Genomic DNA, 15118 nt, shown 5'->3' with positions numbered 1-15118 from the left:
CCGCCTGTTCCGTGTTGAACGGCTCGAGCATCCCGATCAGCACCGAGCCGCGTTTCAGCGACGCCATTTCGGCATCCGTCGGCGCTTGCACCTTCAGCACGATGTCGGCGGCAAACGCAGCCGACTGCTCGGTCAATTCGGCGCCGGCGGCCGCGTACGCGTCGTCGGGATAGCTGGCGGCGGTGCCGGCCCCCTTCGCGACGCTCACGTGGTGGCCGGCGCTCGCGTATTTCTTGACGGTCTCCGGCGTCGCGGCCACGCGCGCCTCGTTTGCGCGCGTTTCAGCAGGCACTCCGATATGCATCGTCGGTTCCCCCAGTCATTGTCAGTATTTCTTTCTTTCGATTCTTACTGCAACGGCGAGCCGGACAGGCTGACAGACCGGCTCACGAGCAACGGCGGTTACGTTTCACTTTAACCGAAAGCCGTGGCCGCGCCAGCGCTTTACGCACGATCGCGCGGTATTGCTGCAATGCAACATTCGACAAGCGCGCGTCGCCAGCCCGGACGACATAAGGGGTCGGAACGTCCATTGCGCTATGGCGGGCAGCGTCCGGGCGCAACCGGTAAAATGCCCACCCATGAAACCCGAAATCTGGACCCCGCATGTGACCGTCGCGGCGCTCGTCGAGCGTGCCGGCCGCTTCCTCATGATCGAGGAAGAAACTTCGACGGGCCTGCGCATCAATCAGCCGGCCGGCCATCTCGAAGCCGGCGAATCGCTCGCCGACGCGGTGATTCGCGAGACGCTCGAGGAAACCGCGCATCCGTTCGAACCCGCCGCGCTCGTCGGCGTGTATCTCGCGCACTACGAACGCCCTGGCAACGCCGGTGCGACCTATCTGCGCTTCACGTTCTGCGGCACGGCCGGCGAGCCGCTCGCCGGGCACCCGCTCGACGACGGCATCGTCCGCACGCTGTGGATGACGGCCGACGAGCTGCGCGCGTGCAGCGAGCGCCACCGTTCGCCGGCGGTGATGCGCGGCGTCGACGACTATCTCGCCGGGCGGCGCATTCCGCTCGATTTCGTCCATACGCATTCGGTCGCGCCACGGCCGGATGCGTTCGATCGTCAGGTGGTGGGCAAATGAGCAAGCGCCGTGTGGTAGTGGGCATGTCGGGCGGCGTCGATTCGTCGGTGACCGCGTGGCTGCTGAAGGAACAGGGCTACGACGTCGTCGGCCTGTTCATGAAGAACTGGGAAGACGACGACGACGGCGAATACTGCTCGACGCGCCAGGACTGGATCGACGTCGTGTCGGTCGCCGACCTGATCGGCATCGACGTCGAGGCCGTCAACTTCGCCGCCGAATACAAGGACCGCGTGTTCGCCGAGTTCCTGCGCGAATACTCGGCAGGCCGCACGCCGAACCCGGACGTGCTGTGCAACGCCGAGATCAAGTTCAAGGCGTTCCTCGATCACGCGATGACGCTCGGCGCGGAAACGATCGCGACCGGCCACTACGCGCGCGTGCGCGAGCGCGATGGCCGCTTCGAACTGCTGAAGGCATTCGATCATACGAAAGACCAGTCGTATTTCCTGCACCGGCTGAACCAGGCGCAGCTGTCGAAGACGATGTTCCCGCTCGGCGAGATCCCGAAGACGAAGGTGCGCGAGATCGCCGCGCAGATCGGCCTGCCGAACGCGAAGAAGAAGGATTCGACGGGCATCTGCTTCATCGGCGAGCGGCCGTTCCGCGATTTCCTGAACCGTTATCTGCCGACGAAACCCGGCCCGATGAAGACGCCCGACGGCAAGACGGTCGGCGAGCACATCGGCCTCGCGTTCTACACGTTCGGCCAGCGCAAGGGCATCGGCCTCGGCGGCAGCAAGGACGGCAGCGGCGAGCCGTGGTTCGTCGCCGCGAAGGACATCGCGTCGAACACGCTGTACGTCGTGCAGGGCCACGACCATCCGTGGCTGCTGTCGCGGCAGCTCGTCGCCGGCAACGTCAGCTGGACCGCCGGCGAGCCGCCGGCAGACGGCTTTGCGTGCGGCGCGAAGACCCGCTACCGGCAGGCCGACGCGGGCTGCACGTTCGCAAGGGTGGACGGCGAGCGCTTCTCGCTCACCTTCGACGACGCGCAATGGGCCGTCACGCCCGGCCAGTCGGCGGTGCTGTACGACGGCGAAATCTGCCTCGGCGGCGGCATCATCGAGTTCGCGGCGACCGGCCAGCCTGGCCAGCCGGACACCAGCTCGCCCGCGCAATCCGGCGCGCCGGCGCTCGTCGAAGCACGCTGACACGCATTCGGTTTAGACTTGCGGCACGCCGCGCCCGGCGGGACACGCTTTCCGCCAGGCCGGCGCGCCGCCGCGCAGCGTACGCATGGCGGCCTTTCGAACGTATTACGGAGTCCCCATGTTTTCAAGACGCTATCTGGCGATGTGGTGCGCCGTCCTGCTGCTGGCCGCGCTGGCCGCACTCGCCTCGGTCCATGTGCTCTCCTGGCTGTGGCTCGCGATCCCCGCGGCCCTCGTCGCGCTCGGCCTCTACGACCTCAACCAGGACCGCCACGCGATCCTGCGCAACTACCCGCTGTGGGGCCACCTGCGCTTCCTGTTCGAATTCATCCGACCTGAAATTCGCCAGTACTTCGTCGAGGACGACACCGACGAAAAACCGTTTTCGCGCGCGCAGCGCAGCCTCGTCTACCAGCGCGCGAAGAACGTCGGCGACAACCGCCCGTACGGCACCGAGCTGAACGTGAAGGCGGTCGCGCACGAATGGATCAGCCATTCGCTCGCGCCGACCAAGCTGCCGAACCACGATTTCCGCATCCGCGTCGGCGCGAGCCGCGCGCAGCCGTACGACATCTCGATCTTCAACATCTCGGCAATGAGCTTCGGCTCGCTGTCCGCGAACGCGATCCGCTCGCTGAACCTCGGCGCGAAGAAAGGCGGTTTCGCGCACGACACGGGCGAAGGCTCGCTGTCGAAATACCACCGTGAGCATGGCGGCGACATCATCTGGGAAATCGCGTCCGGCTACTTCGGCTGCCGCAACGACGACGGCACGTTCAACCCCGACAAGTTCGCGAAGCAGGCGGCCGATCCGCAGGTGAAGATGATCGAGGTCAAGCTGTCGCAGGGCGCGAAGCCCGGCCACGGCGGCGTGCTGCCGGCCGCGAAGATCACGCCCGAGATCGCCGAGACGCGCGGCGTGCCGATGGGCCGCGACTGCATCTCGCCCGCGACGCACTCGGAATTCTCGACGCCGCGCGGCCTGCTCGAATTCGTCGAGCGGCTGCGCACGCTGTCGGGCGGCAAGCCGACCGGCTTCAAGCTGTGCGTCGGCCATCCGTGGGAGCTCTTCGGGATCGCGAAGGCGATGCTCGAGACCGGCATCGTGCCGGACTTCATCGTCGTCGACGGCGCGGAAGGCGGCACGGGCGCCGCGCCGCTCGAATTCACCGACCACGTCGGCGTGCCGCTGCAGGAAGGGCTGCTGCTCGTGCACAACACGCTCGTCGGCATCGGCGTGCGCGACCGCGTGAAGCTCGGCGCGAGCGGCAAGATCATCACCGCGTTCGACGCCGCGCGCACGCTCGCGATCGGTGCCGACTGGGTGAACTCGGCGCGCGGCTTCATGTTCGCGGTTGGCTGCATCCAGGCGCAGACCTGCCACACCGGGCGCTGCCCGACCGGCGTCGCGACGCAGGACCCCGTGCGCCAGCGCGCGCTCGTCGTGCCGGACAAGGCCGATCGCGTGTACAACTTCCACCGCAATACGCTGCACGCGCTGCAGGAGCTCGTGCAGGCGGCCGGCCTGTCGCATCCGTCCGAGCTGCGCGCGCATCACATCGTGCAGCGCATCGCGCCGCACGAGGTCCGGCTGATGTCGCAGTTGCTGAAGTACCTTAAACCGGGCGCGCTGCTCGGCGGCAACCTGTGCGGCTACTCGCTGTACGACAAATGGTGGCCGCTCGCACGCAGCGATTCGTTCACGCTCGGCGACGCCGTCTATACGTCGATCGAGTGACGGCGTTGGCCTTGCAAGTCACCATGAAAAACGCGCCCGTCGGGGCGCGTTTTTCATCTGCGGAATGCGTCGGCGGCGACGCCCGCGTCATCACTGCGGCGCGACGTCCTGCGGCACCGTGTCGACGAACGACTGCCGTTGCATCAGCTTCGCGAAATGCTTGTCGAGGTTCGGGTGGCGGTCGCGCCAGTTCAGCTCGGGCATCCGGAAGTCGAAGTAGCCGAGCGCGCAGCCGAGCGCGATGTCGGCGAGCGAGTAATGATTACCGACGCACCAGGTCTTGCCACCGAGGCCCTGAGACATCGCGACGAGCGCGTCGTCGATCTTGCGCTGATGGCGCGCGATCCAGCTCGCGCTGCGGTGCTGTTCCTCGCGCAGCATGTGCTCGAGGCGGATCGCGACCGATGCGTCGAGCGCACCGTCGCACAGCGCCTCCCAGCAGCGCACCTCGACACGCTCGCGGCCGGACGGCGGAATCAGCTTGCCGACCGGCGACAGCGTGTCGACGTATTCGCAGATCACGCGGGAGTCGAACACCGCGGCGCCATCTTCCATCACGAGGCACGGCACCTTGCCGAGCGGGTTCGAGGCATGAATGTTCGTGTCCGGCGCCCAGACGTTCTCGAGCTCCAGCTTGTAGTCGATTTTCTTTTCAGCAAGCACGATTCGCGTCTTACGGACGTACGGGCTGCTGAGCGAACCGATTAATTTCATCATCTGCCTTTGTTGGGGAACCGCCGAGAGTATACGTTGTCGTCGATCATAACCGGCGAGCGACAGTCGGTAGACAATCGCCCGTCCGGCCTGTGGATGGTTTGCAACAGCCGCGCCGGCCTGCTTGCGCGCCCCTTTCGGCCTCCACTCACGCACCGCGCCCGGCGGCGCTACAATCGCACGATGAATGCGCCCCACGAAACCGCCATCGCCGTCGACGTCTACCGCCAGCGCCGTGAACGCGTGCTTGCCGCACTGCGCGCCGCGGGCGGCGGCGTCGCCATCGTCCCCACTGCGCCCGAAGTGCTGCGCAACCGCGATACGGGCTACCCGTACCGCCACGACAGCTACTTCCATTACCTGACGGGCTTCGCCGAGCCGGACGCGGTGCTCGTGCTGAACGCGTCCGCGCCGCACGGCGCGCCGCAATCGCTGCTGTTCTGCCGCGGGAAGAACGCCGACCGCGAAATCTGGGAAGGCTTCCACTACGGCCCCGAGGCCGCGCGCGATGCGTTCGGCTTCGACGCGGCGTTCGCCGTCGACGTGCTCGACACCGAGATGCCGCGGCTCCTCGCCGACGCCGGCACCGTGCATTACCGGTTCGGCGCGTCCGCCGAGTTCGACCGCCAGCTCGACCGCTGGCTCGACGCGGTGCGGGCGCAGGCGCGCACGGGCGTCGCCGCGCCGGACGCGATGCTCGACCTCACGCCGCTGCTCGACGACATGCGGCTCGTCAAGGACGTACACGAGCTCGCGATCATGATGCGCGCCGCGCACATCTCGGCACTCGCGCATCGCCGCGCGATGCAGGTGTGCCGGCCCGGCGTGCGCGAGTACGAACTCGAGGCCGAGCTGCTCTACACGTTCCGCAAGCATGGCGCGCAGTCGCCCGCGTACGGGTCGATCGTCGCTGCCGGCGCGAACGCATGCGTGCTGCACTACCCGGCCGGCAACGCGGTTGCGCAGGACGGCGACCTGATCCTGATCGACGCGGCCTGCGAACTCGACGGCTACGCATCGGACATCACCCGAACGTTCCCGGCCAGCGGGCGCTTCTCGGCGCCGCAGCGCGCGCTGTACGACATCGTGCTCGCCGCGCAGCAGGCGGCGATCGACACGACGCGCGCAGGCGTGCCGTTCGAGGCGCCGCACGATGCCGCGGTGCGCGTGCTCGCGCAGGGCCTGCTCGACACCGGCATCATCCCGAAAGCGCGCTTCTCGAACGTCGACGACGTGATCGCCGAACGGGCGTACGCGCGCTTCTACATGCACCGCACGGGCCACTGGATCGGCATGGACGTGCACGACTGCGGCGACTACCGCGAACGGCTCGCCGCGCGCGACGGCAACGGCGCGCTGCCGTGGCGCACGCTGAAGGCCGGCATGACGCTGACCGTCGAGCCGGGGCTGTACGTGCGCGCCGCCGACGACGTGCCGCCCGAATACTGGAACATCGGCATCCGCATCGAGGACGACGCGATCGTGCGCGAGCAAGGCTGCGAGCTGATCACGCGCGACGTGCCCGTCGCGGCCGCCGAGATCGAGGCGCTGATGCGTGCGGGCGCGGCGCACGGCGCGTGAACGTGCGGCGCCCCGCTTGTTCCGTCTGTTCCGCCTGTTCCGCCTGTTCCGTCTGTTCCGTCTGTTTCATCCGTTTCACGATTTTCGATGACGACCGATTCCTCTCCGGCCACGCCGCTCCATGACATCGCCATCGTCGGCGCGGGCCCCGTCGGGCTCGCGCTGGCCGGCTGGCTCGCGCGACGCAGCGCGACGCAGCAGTGGTCGATCGCACTGATCGACGCGCGCGAACCCGCCGCGAGCGCGAACGATCCGCGCGCGATCGCGGTGTCGCACGGCAGCCACGTGCTGCTCGACACGCTCGCGTGGCCCGCCGACGCGACGCCGATCGAACACATTCACGTATCGCAGCGCGGCCATTTCGGCCGCACGCTGATCGATCGCGACGAACACGACCTCGCCGCGCTCGGCTATGTCGTGCGCTACGGCTCGCTCGTGCAGGCACTTGCTGGCGCAGTCCGCCGCACGCGCGTCGAATGGCTCACGTCGACGTCCGCGCGCGCGCCGCAGCAGGACGCCGACGGCGTCACACTGACGCTCGACGGCCCGCAGGGCGAACGCACGCTGCGCGCGCGCGTCGTCGTCAATGCCGAAGGCGGGCTGTTCCATGAACAGCAGGCCGACACCGGCAACCATAGACGCGACTACGGCCAGACCGCGCTCGTCGGCACTGTGACGGTTGCCGCGCCGCGTCCGAACGTCGCGTGGGAACGCTTCACGCACGAAGGGCCGCTCGCGCTGCTGCCGCTCGGCGGCGCCGACTACGCGCTCGTGTGGTGCTGCGCGCCCGCCGATGCCGAGCGGCGCGCGGCGCTGGCCGACGATGCGTTCCTGCGCGAGCTCGGCGTCGCGTTCGGCGAACGCATGGGCCGCTTCGTCGCGATCGCCGGGCGCGCGTCGTTCCCGCTCGGGCTCAACGCCGCGCAGACCCTCGTCGACCGGCGCACCGCGATCGTCGGCAACGCCGCGCAGACGCTGCATCCGGTCGCGGGCCAAGGGCTCAACCTCGGCCTGCGCGACGCGCATACGCTCGTCGACGCGCTGTCCACGCACGGCGCCGAACCGGCCGCACTCGCAACTTTCAACGCGCGGCGCGCGCTCGACCGCCGGCTCACGATCGGCGCGACCGACACGCTCGCGCGGCTCTTCACGATCGAATCGGCGCCGCTCGCGCTGCTGCGCGGCGCGGCGCTCACCGCGCTCGAGTTCGTGCCGCCGCTCAAGACGGCGATCGCGCGTCAGATGATGTTCGGCCAGCGCAGCTGACGCCATCCGACACCGCATCTGGCACCGCATCTGACACACGTCTCGCCGCATGCACAGGGACGGCGGCGACGCGCGCGACGCGTCACACAAACCGGGTCAAATCGGCATGGCGAGGGAATACGGTAAAATGCGCGTTTTCCCTCCGCCCTTTTCGAGCCCGCGCTGGTCGCGGGCGGTGCCATTGCGATGCCCGTTATCGGCTCTCACGTATTGCGTAACAACCTGTTCGTCGCCCCGATGGCGGGCGTGACGGATCGTCCGTTCCGCCAGCTGTGCAAACGGCTGGGGGCCGGCTACGCCGTGTCCGAAATGGTGGCATCGAACGCGCAGTTGTGGAAAAGCGCCAAGACGATGCGGCGCGCGAACCACGAAGGCGAAGTCGAGCCGATCGCCGTGCAGATCGCCGGCGCCGATCCGGCGATGATGGCCGAAGCCGCCCGCTACAACGTCGACAACGGCGCGCAGATCATCGACATCAACATGGGCTGCCCGGCGAAGAAAGTCTGCAACGTCGCGGCCGGCTCCGCGCTGCTGCAGAACGAGCCGCTCGTGCAGCAGATCGTTGAGGCGGTCGTCGGCGCGGTCGGCACCGGCCCGGATGCCGTGCCCGTCACGCTGAAGATCCGCACCGGCTGGGACCGCGAGCACAAGAACGCGATCACCGTCGCGCGCCTCGCCGAAGCCGCCGGCATCTCGATGCTCACCGTGCACGGCCGCACGCGCGCCGACCTGTACCGCGGCGACGCCGAATACGACACGATCGCGGCCGTGAAGGCGGCGATCGGCATTCCGGTCGTCGCGAACGGCGACATCACGTCGCCGCAGAAGGCGAAGGCGGTGCTCGACGCGACGGGCGCCGACGCGCTGATGATCGGTCGCGCTGCGCAAGGTCGGCCGTGGCTGTTCCGTGAAATCGATCATTTCCTGCAAACTGGCGAGCTGCTGCCGCCCCCGCTGATCGACGAGATCCAGCAGGTGATGAACGAGCATCTGGAGGACCACTACGCGTTCTACGGAGAATTCACGGGAGTCCGTACTGCGCGCAAGCACATCGGCTGGTACACTCGCGGCCTTTCCGGAGCCAACGGGTTCCGGCACCGGATGAACACGCTCGATTCCACCCGCGAGCAGCTCGCCGCCGTCAATGCGTTCTTCGAGGCGCAAAAGGCGCTGTCCGATCACCTCGTCTACGTCGACGAGGACGAAGACGAGCACGGCCAGCGCGAGGCGGACGATCATAACCAGTTAGCAGCATGAGCAAGCACAACATCGAACAATGTGTCCGCGAGAGCCTGGACGTGTATTTCCGGGATCTAGACGGCTCCAATCCGCACGACGTCTATGAAATGGTGATGTCCTGCGTCGAAAAGCCGATGCTCGAGGTCGTGCTCGTACAGGCCGGCGGCAACCAGTCGCTCGCCGCGGAGTACCTCGGCATCAACCGCAACACGCTGCGCAAGAAGCTGCAGCAGCACGGCCTGCTGTAGGCAGCCGTCCCGTCCCCGTTTCCCTGGCTATTGGTGGTTCCATCATGATCAAGCAAGCGCTCATTTCCGTTTCCGACAAGACCGGCATCGTCGACTTCGCGAAGTCGCTGTCTGACCTCGGCGTCAAGCTGCTGTCGACAGGCGGCACCGCGAAACTGCTCGCCGACGCGGGCCTGCCCGTTACCGAAGTGGCCGACTACACGGGCTTCCCGGAAATGCTCGATGGGCGCGTGAAGACGCTGCATCCGAAGGTGCACGGCGGCATCCTCGCCCGCCGCGACCTGCCGGAGCACATGCAGGCGCTCGAGCAGCACGGCATCCCGACGATCGACCTGCTCGTCGTGAACCTGTATCCGTTCGTCGCGACGATCGCGAAGGACGACTGCACGCTCGCCGACGCGATCGAGAACATCGACATCGGCGGCCCGACGATGCTGCGCTCGGCCGCGAAGAACCACCGCGACGTGACGGTCGTCGTCGATCCGGCCGACTACGCGGTCGTGCTCGACGAAATGAAGGCGAACGGCAACACGGTCGGCTATGCGACCAACTTCCGTCTCGCGACGAAGGTGTTCGCGCACACCGCGCAATACGACGGCGCGATCACGAACTACCTGACGAGCCTGACCGACGAGCTGAAGCACGCGTCGCGCAACCCGTACCCGGCCACGCTGAACCTCGCGTTCGACAAGGTGCAGGACCTGCGCTACGGCGAGAACCCGCACCAGACCGCCGCGTTCTACCGCGACATCGCGACGCCCGCCGGCGCGCTCGCGAACTACCGCCAGCTGCAGGGCAAGGAACTGTCGTACAACAACATCGCCGATTCGGACGCGGCTTGGGAATGCGTGAAGACGTTCGACGCGCCGGCCTGCGTGATCATCAAGCACGCGAACCCGTGCGGCGTTGCGGTCGGCAATGATTCGGCCGACGCGTACGCAAAGGCGTTCCAGACCGACCCGACGTCGGCGTTCGGCGGCATCATCGCGTTCAACCGCGAAGTCGACGAAGCGGCCGCGCAAGCTGTCGCGAAGCAGTTCGTCGAAGTGCTGATCGCGCCGTCGTTCAGCGACGCCGCGAAGCAGGTGTTCGCCGCGAAGCAGAACGTGCGCCTGCTCGAGATCGCGCTGGGCGTTGGCCATAACGCATTCGACCTGAAGCGCGTCGGCGGCGGCCTGCTCGTGCAATCGCTCGATGCGAAGAACGTGCAGCCGCATGAACTGCGCGTCGTCACGAAGCGCCACCCGACGCCGAAGGAAATGGACGACCTGCTGTTCGCATGGCGCGTCGCGAAGTACGTGAAGTCGAACGCGATCGTGTTCTGCGGCAACGGCATGACGCTCGGCGTCGGCGCGGGCCAGATGAGCCGCGTCGACTCGGCACGCATCGCGAGCATCAAGGCACAGAACGCGGGCCTCACGCTCGCCGGTTCGGCGGTCGCGTCGGATGCGTTCTTCCCGTTCCGCGACGGCCTCGACGTCGTCGTGGCAGCCGGCGCGACCTGCGTGATCCAGCCGGGCGGCTCGGTGCGCGACGACGAAGTGATCGCGGCGGCCGACGAGCACAACATCGCGATGATCCTGACGGGCGTGCGCCACTTCCGTCACTGATCGACTGCATGCGGCCCGCGCGGCCGCGACACGAAGGCCCGGCGGCATCGCACCCGCCGGGTTTTTTATTGCGCGGAGCCGGGCGCCGGGCGCCGGGCGATGTGCGTCACGCATTGCGCGTTGCGCGATCGACGTCAACGCACATCGCAGGCCGGCAATCGGCGTGATCACGCGCCGACCGGAAGGCGCGCCACGGCATTCGTTGTAGTATCGCTGCATCCAGCATTCCTCTTCACCATGCGAATTATCGGCATCGACCCTGGCCTGCGCGTCACCGGCTTCGGCATCATCGACGTCCACGGCCACCACCTCGCCTACGTCGCGAGCGGCGTGATCCGCACGTCGACGGCGGACCTCGCGACGCGGCTCGGCACGATCTACGACGGCGTATCGACGCTGATCCGCGAACACGCGCCCGACCAGTCCGCGATCGAAAAAGTGTTCGTCAACGTGAACCCGCAATCGACACTGCTGCTCGGCCAGGCGCGCGGCGCCGCGATCTGCGGCCTCGTGTCGGGCGGGCTGCCGGTCGCCGAGTACACGGCGCTGCAGCTCAAGCAGGCCGTCGTCGGCTACGGCCGCGCGACCAAGGCGCAGATGCAGGAGATGGTCACGCGGCTGCTGAGCCTGTCCGGGCAGCCCGGCAGCGACGCCGCCGACGCGCTCGGCATGGCGATCTGCCATGCGCACGGCGGCAATACGCTCAGCACGCTCGGCGGCCTCGCGCCGGCACTCGCGAAGAAAGGGCTGCGCGTGCGGCGCGGCCGGCTCGTCGGCTGACGCCGCTTCGCCCCGCTCGCGGTGCGCGGCGAAGCGGCGCGCGCCGCCCCGCACGCCGCTACATGTTCGGCCCGGCCATCGGCTTTCCACCGCGCGTGCGCTACACTCGCGCTTTCTTCCTCGCCTCGCTGAATCCATGATCGGTCGCATCGCCGGCATCCTCCTCGAAAAGAACCCGCCTCACCTGCTCGTCGATTGCAGCGGCGTCGGCTATGAAATCGACGTGCCGATGAGCACGTTCTACAACCTGCCGCAGTCCGGCGAACGGGTCGTGCTGCTCACGCAGCAGATCGTCCGCGAGGACGCGCACCTGCTGTACGGCTTCCTGACTGCACAGGAACGCACGACCTTCCGCGAGCTGCTGAAGATCACCGGCATCGGCGCGCGCATGGCGCTCGCCGTGCTGTCCGGCATGAGCGTGCAGGAGCTCGCGCAGGCCGTGACGATGCAGGACGCCGCCCGGCTGACCCGCCTGCCCGGCATCGGCAAGAAAACGGCCGAACGCCTGCTGCTGGAACTGAAGGGCAAGCTCGGCGCCGACCTCGGCACGCTCGCCGGCGCCGCGTCGCCGTCCGACCACGCGACCGACATCCTCAACGCGCTGCTCGCGCTCGGTTATTCCGAGAAGGAAGGCCTTGCCGCGATCAAGAACGTGCCGGCCGGCACCGGCATATCCGAAGGCATCAAGCTCGCGCTCAAGGCGCTGTCGAAGGCGTAACGTTCACGCGAGCCACGCGTCCGATGCAGTGTCGCGCCGCCGCATGCGGCGCGCCAGTCGGCCGTTCGGCCAGGTTTGCCGCGCAGCGCCGCGCGGTACAATGGCCGCATGATTGAAACCGACAAACTCGCCACCGAGCGGATCATCGCCGCCACGCCCGCCTCGTCGCACGAGGAGGTGTTCGAACGCGCGCTGCGGCCGCGCCAGCTCGACGAATACGTCGGCCAGGAAAAGGTGCGCGCGCAGCTCGAGATCTTCATCGAGGCCGCCAAGCGTCGCGCCGAGCCGCTCGACCACGTGCTGCTGTTCGGCCCGCCCGGTCTCGGCAAGACCACGCTCGCGCACATCATCGCGCGCGAAATGGGCGTCAACCTGCGCCAGACGTCGGGCCCGGTGCTTGAGCGCGCGGGCGATCTCGCGGCGCTGCTGACGAACCTCGAAGCGAACGACGTGCTGTTCATCGACGAAATCCACCGGCTGTCGCCCGTCGTCGAGGAAATCCTGTATCCGGCACTCGAGGATTACCAGATCGACATCATGATCGGCGAAGGTCCGGCCGCGCGCAGCGTGAAGCTCGACCTGCAGCCGTTCACGCTCGTCGGCGCGACCACCCGCGCCGGGATGCTGACCAACCCGCTGCGCGACCGTTTCGGGATCGTCGCGCGCCTCGAGTTCTACAACGCGGAGCAGCTGTCGCGCATCGTGCGCCGCTCGGCATCGCTGCTCAACGCGCAGATCGATCCGAACGGGGCGCTCGAGATCGCAAAGCGCTCGCGCGGCACGCCGCGGATCGCGAACCGGCTGTTGCGCCGCGTGCGCGATTACGCGGAGGTGAAGGCGGACGGCAACATCACGGCGGCCGTCGCCGATGCGGCGCTCGCGATGCTCGACGTCGATCCGGTCGGCTTCGACCTGATGGACCGCAAGCTGCTCGAAGCGATCCTGCACAAGTTCGACGGCGGCCCGGTCGGCATCGACAACCTTGCCGCGGCGATCGGCGAGGAACGCGACACGATCGAGGACGTCCTCGAACCGTATCTGATCCAGCAGGGCTTCCTGCAGCGCACGCCGCGCGGGCGCGTGGCGACGCTGCTGACCTACCGCCACTTTGGGCTCGCGGCGCCCGACGCCGGCCCGGCACGCAACTCGTGGGAGATGCCCGACGGGCCATGACCGCCCGCTCGGCGCCGCGCAAGCGATGACGACGCCCATCAACCCGCCCCCCGGCGCGCCTGCGTCACACCCGCGCTGGCTCGAACCGATCCGCAAGCGGCTCGTGGCCGGCGTTACGCATCTGACGACGGGCAGCGGCCCGTCGCTCGACTTCTCGTCGCCGCCCGGCGATCCGGGCCTGTTCGGCCCCGACGCGGTCTGCTGGCGCGTGCACGCGGACTTCACGTCGATGATGACGGGCGGCATTTCCGCACTGCTGCTTCAGGCGCTGCATCCGCTCGCGCTCGCCGGCGTGTGGGATCATTCGTCGTTTCGCACCGACATCCTCGGGCGGCTGCGGCGCACCGCGACATTCATCTCCGGCACCACGTTCGGCAATCGCGCGGATGCACTCGCGCTGATCGAGCGCGTGAAGGCGATTCACGCGAAGGTGCACGGCACCGCGCCCGACGGACGGCCGTACCGCGCCGACGATCCGGCGCTGCTGACCTGGGTGCACGTCGCGGAGGTATCGAGCTTTCTCGCCGCGCATCTGCGCTACGTGAACCCGGCATTGCCGGGCGACCTGCAGGATCGCTATTACGAAGAAACGGCGCGGATCGCCGAGATGCTCGGTGCACGAGACGTACCCCGTTCGCGTGCCGAGATCGCCGCGTATCTGGCGCGCATGCGGCCCGAGCTCGAGGCCGGGCCGCGCACGTTCGAGGTGATGCGGATCCTGTTGAACGCGCCCGTCGCGCGGCCCGCGATGCGGCCCGCCGCGACGCTCGTGATGCACGCGGGCATCGATCTGCTGCCGCCCTGGGCGCAGCGCATGCTCGGTGTTTCGGCGTTCGCGCCGTTGCGGCGCGCGGTCGTCCGGCCTGGCGTGCGCGCGGTCGCGCCAGTGTTGCGCTGGGCGCTCGTCAACGGCGCATCGAAGCGTGCGCGTCGTCGGGCGACAGCGCACGGTCCATTGCATTCGGAAGAGCAAGGCGGCTGACGCGCGGTGCGCCGTCTACGGTGTTCGCCGCTGCCGATGACACCGGCTCCGGCGCGCGTCAACCCGGGTGGCAAGTGCTTGCTCCGCGCCGCAGCGCATGCTCCGCGCCACTACGGCGACAGCGTCGGCAACGCCCGCCGCCAACGCCTACAACACCTTGCTGTAGCCGTCGTCGTCGCTCGCCTCGTTCAGATGCGAGATGTCGGCCCAGTGCACGACACTCGCGCGCCCGTCCACGTAGTCGACCACATTGATGCTCGTGTTGAGCAGCTGATAGTTGCGCGGCGCATCGAGATCGAGCCCGTTCGCGAACCGGTACACGCAATCGAGCACGCCGCCGTGCGCGACGCACGCGATCCGGCCGCCCGAATGCGCGGCGACGATCGGCTCGAGCGCATGCAGCACCCGGTGATAGAACGCGCGCTGCGATTCGCCGCCTTCGGGTTCGAAGCCCGGATCGCGCGTCTGCCAGGCGGCATACGCGTCCGGAAAGCGCGCCTCGATCTCGGTGCTGTCATGGCCCTGGAAGATGCCGTATGCACGCTCGCGCAAGCCTTCGCGCAGCACGAGCGGCAGGCCGAGCGCATCGGCGGCCGGCTGCGCGGTCTGCTGCGCCCGCATCAGGTCGCTCGAATAGATCGCGTCGATCCGCGCACCGTCGCGCGCGTCGCGAGCAAGACGCGCGGCCAGCCGCTGCGCCTGCGCGACGCCCGTGTCGGCCAGCGGAATGTCGATGTGGCCCTGGATGCGCTTGATGCGGTTCCAGGCCGTCTCGCCATGACGGATGAAGAGAATCTGCATGGTAGCCATCGCGACGGCGCTCC

The 15118-nt window shown here is 68.1% G+C and carries 14 protein-coding genes and 1 pseudogene; 12 read left to right on the top strand and 3 right to left on the bottom strand.

The features are described 5' to 3' along the window. Positions 1 to 304 (bottom strand): annotated as a pseudogene (locus DID96_RS14740) (NAD(P)(+) transhydrogenase (Re/Si-specific) subunit alpha); the annotation flags it as partial. Between the two features lie 277 nt (positions 305 to 581). Between DID96_RS14740 and DID96_RS14735 the strand changes: the two are divergent. From DID96_RS14735 to DID96_RS14725, 3 genes are all read left to right on the top strand, one after another. Then, the gene (locus tag DID96_RS14735; protein ID WP_124600032.1) at positions 582 to 1091 is read left to right on the top strand and encodes an NUDIX hydrolase; all 510 of its coding nucleotides are present in this window, start codon (positions 582 to 584) and stop codon (positions 1089 to 1091) included. Further along, on the top strand, positions 1088 to 2245 hold the full coding sequence (mnmA, locus tag DID96_RS14730) for a tRNA 2-thiouridine(34) synthase MnmA (RefSeq protein ID WP_124600031.1): 1158 nt from the start codon (positions 1088 to 1090) through the stop codon (positions 2243 to 2245). Before DID96_RS14735 ends, mnmA begins: the two co-directional genes overlap by 4 nt. Before the next feature lie 118 nt (positions 2246 to 2363). Beyond that, the gene (locus DID96_RS14725) at positions 2364 to 3983 is read left to right on the top strand and encodes an FMN-binding glutamate synthase family protein (RefSeq protein WP_124600030.1); all 1620 of its coding nucleotides are present in this window, start codon (positions 2364 to 2366) and stop codon (positions 3981 to 3983) included. A 90-nt stretch (positions 3984 to 4073) separates the two neighbouring features. On the opposite strand, the gene DID96_RS14720 is transcribed toward DID96_RS14725, so the two are convergent. Then, on the bottom strand, positions 4074 to 4700 hold the full coding sequence (locus tag DID96_RS14720) for a glutathione S-transferase family protein (protein ID WP_124600029.1): 627 nt from the start codon (positions 4698 to 4700) through the stop codon (positions 4074 to 4076). Positions 4701 to 4880: 180 nt separating this feature from the next. On the opposite strand from DID96_RS14720, the gene DID96_RS14715 reads away from it, so the two are divergent. From DID96_RS14715 to DID96_RS14675, 9 genes are all read left to right on the top strand, one after another. Continuing rightward, a complete protein-coding gene (locus DID96_RS14715) occupies positions 4881 to 6278 on the top strand; it encodes an aminopeptidase P N-terminal domain-containing protein (RefSeq protein ID WP_124600028.1) in 1398 nt (465 codons plus the stop codon). A gap of 87 nt (positions 6279 to 6365) precedes the next feature. Next, positions 6366 to 7544 carry a UbiH/UbiF/VisC/COQ6 family ubiquinone biosynthesis hydroxylase gene (locus tag DID96_RS14710; RefSeq protein WP_124600027.1) on the top strand — a complete coding sequence of 393 codons (1179 nt, stop codon included), beginning with the start codon at positions 6366 to 6368 and terminating at the stop codon, positions 7542 to 7544. Between the two features lie 186 nt (positions 7545 to 7730). After that, positions 7731 to 8801 carry a tRNA dihydrouridine synthase DusB gene (gene dusB, locus DID96_RS14705; RefSeq protein WP_124600026.1) on the top strand — a complete coding sequence of 357 codons (1071 nt, stop codon included), beginning with the start codon at positions 7731 to 7733 and terminating at the stop codon, positions 8799 to 8801. Beyond that, positions 8798 to 9031: a Fis family transcriptional regulator gene (locus DID96_RS14700; RefSeq protein WP_006476892.1), complete on the top strand. Its 234-nt coding sequence runs from the start codon at positions 8798 to 8800 to the stop codon at positions 9029 to 9031. The genes dusB and DID96_RS14700 overlap by 4 nt, the downstream gene beginning before the upstream one ends. Before the next feature lie 44 nt (positions 9032 to 9075). Continuing rightward, complete coding sequence (gene purH / locus DID96_RS14695) at positions 9076 to 10641, top strand: bifunctional phosphoribosylaminoimidazolecarboxamide formyltransferase/IMP cyclohydrolase (protein WP_124600025.1); 1566 nt, start codon at positions 9076 to 9078, stop codon at positions 10639 to 10641. Between the two features lie 237 nt (positions 10642 to 10878). After that, on the top strand, positions 10879 to 11421 hold the full coding sequence (gene ruvC, locus DID96_RS14690; protein ID WP_124600024.1) for a crossover junction endodeoxyribonuclease RuvC: 543 nt from the start codon (positions 10879 to 10881) through the stop codon (positions 11419 to 11421). A gap of 136 nt (positions 11422 to 11557) precedes the next feature. After that, a complete protein-coding gene (gene ruvA / locus DID96_RS14685) occupies positions 11558 to 12139 on the top strand; it encodes a Holliday junction branch migration protein RuvA (protein WP_124600023.1) in 582 nt (193 codons plus the stop codon). A 108-nt stretch (positions 12140 to 12247) separates the two neighbouring features. After that, positions 12248 to 13312 (top strand): Holliday junction branch migration DNA helicase RuvB, encoded by a 1065-nt coding sequence (gene ruvB, locus DID96_RS14680; protein WP_124600022.1) that lies wholly within the window; start codon positions 12248 to 12250, stop codon positions 13310 to 13312. 25 nt (positions 13313 to 13337) lie between these two features. Further along, positions 13338 to 14294 carry an oxygenase MpaB family protein gene (locus DID96_RS14675; RefSeq protein ID WP_124600021.1) on the top strand — a complete coding sequence of 319 codons (957 nt, stop codon included), beginning with the start codon at positions 13338 to 13340 and terminating at the stop codon, positions 14292 to 14294. Between the two features lie 147 nt (positions 14295 to 14441). Here DID96_RS14675 and DID96_RS14670 read toward each other — a convergent pair whose 3' ends face one another. Continuing rightward, positions 14442 to 15104, bottom strand: coding sequence for a histidine phosphatase family protein (locus DID96_RS14670; protein WP_124600020.1), 663 nt, complete (start codon positions 15102 to 15104; stop codon positions 14442 to 14444). Positions 15105 to 15118 lie beyond the last annotated feature (14 nt).

It is taken from the genome of Burkholderia sp. Bp8963, assembly GCF_003854275.1.
In the GTDB taxonomy this organism is placed as follows: domain Bacteria; phylum Pseudomonadota; class Gammaproteobacteria; order Burkholderiales; family Burkholderiaceae; genus Burkholderia.
This window is presented reverse-complemented; position numbering and strand designations above follow the sequence as displayed.

Bases quoted from the DNA above. Each gene is read 5' to 3' on its own strand.
- DID96_RS14735 (WP_124600032.1), top strand. From the start codon at position 582: ATGAAACCCGAAATCTGGACCCCGCATGTGACCGTCGCGGCGCTCGTC.
- mnmA (WP_124600031.1), top strand. From the start codon at position 1,088: ATGAGCAAGCGCCGTGTGGTAGTGGGCATGTCGGGCGGCGTCGATTCG.
- DID96_RS14725 (WP_124600030.1), top strand. From the start codon at position 2,364: ATGTTTTCAAGACGCTATCTGGCGATGTGGTGCGCCGTCCTGCTGCTG.
- DID96_RS14720 (WP_124600029.1), bottom strand. From the start codon at position 4,700: ATGATGAAATTAATCGGTTCGCTCAGCAGCCCGTACGTCCGTAAGACG.
- DID96_RS14715 (WP_124600028.1), top strand. From the start codon at position 4,881: ATGAATGCGCCCCACGAAACCGCCATCGCCGTCGACGTCTACCGCCAG.
- DID96_RS14710 (WP_124600027.1), top strand. From the start codon at position 6,366: ATGACGACCGATTCCTCTCCGGCCACGCCGCTCCATGACATCGCCATC.
- dusB (WP_124600026.1), top strand. From the start codon at position 7,731: ATGCCCGTTATCGGCTCTCACGTATTGCGTAACAACCTGTTCGTCGCC.
- DID96_RS14700 (WP_006476892.1), top strand. From the start codon at position 8,798: ATGAGCAAGCACAACATCGAACAATGTGTCCGCGAGAGCCTGGACGTG.
- purH (WP_124600025.1), top strand. From the start codon at position 9,076: ATGATCAAGCAAGCGCTCATTTCCGTTTCCGACAAGACCGGCATCGTC.
- ruvC (WP_124600024.1), top strand. From the start codon at position 10,879: ATGCGAATTATCGGCATCGACCCTGGCCTGCGCGTCACCGGCTTCGGC.
- ruvA (WP_124600023.1), top strand. From the start codon at position 11,558: ATGATCGGTCGCATCGCCGGCATCCTCCTCGAAAAGAACCCGCCTCAC.
- ruvB (WP_124600022.1), top strand. From the start codon at position 12,248: ATGATTGAAACCGACAAACTCGCCACCGAGCGGATCATCGCCGCCACG.
- DID96_RS14675 (WP_124600021.1), top strand. From the start codon at position 13,338: ATGACGACGCCCATCAACCCGCCCCCCGGCGCGCCTGCGTCACACCCG.
- DID96_RS14670 (WP_124600020.1), bottom strand. From the start codon at position 15,104: ATGGCTACCATGCAGATTCTCTTCATCCGTCATGGCGAGACGGCCTGG.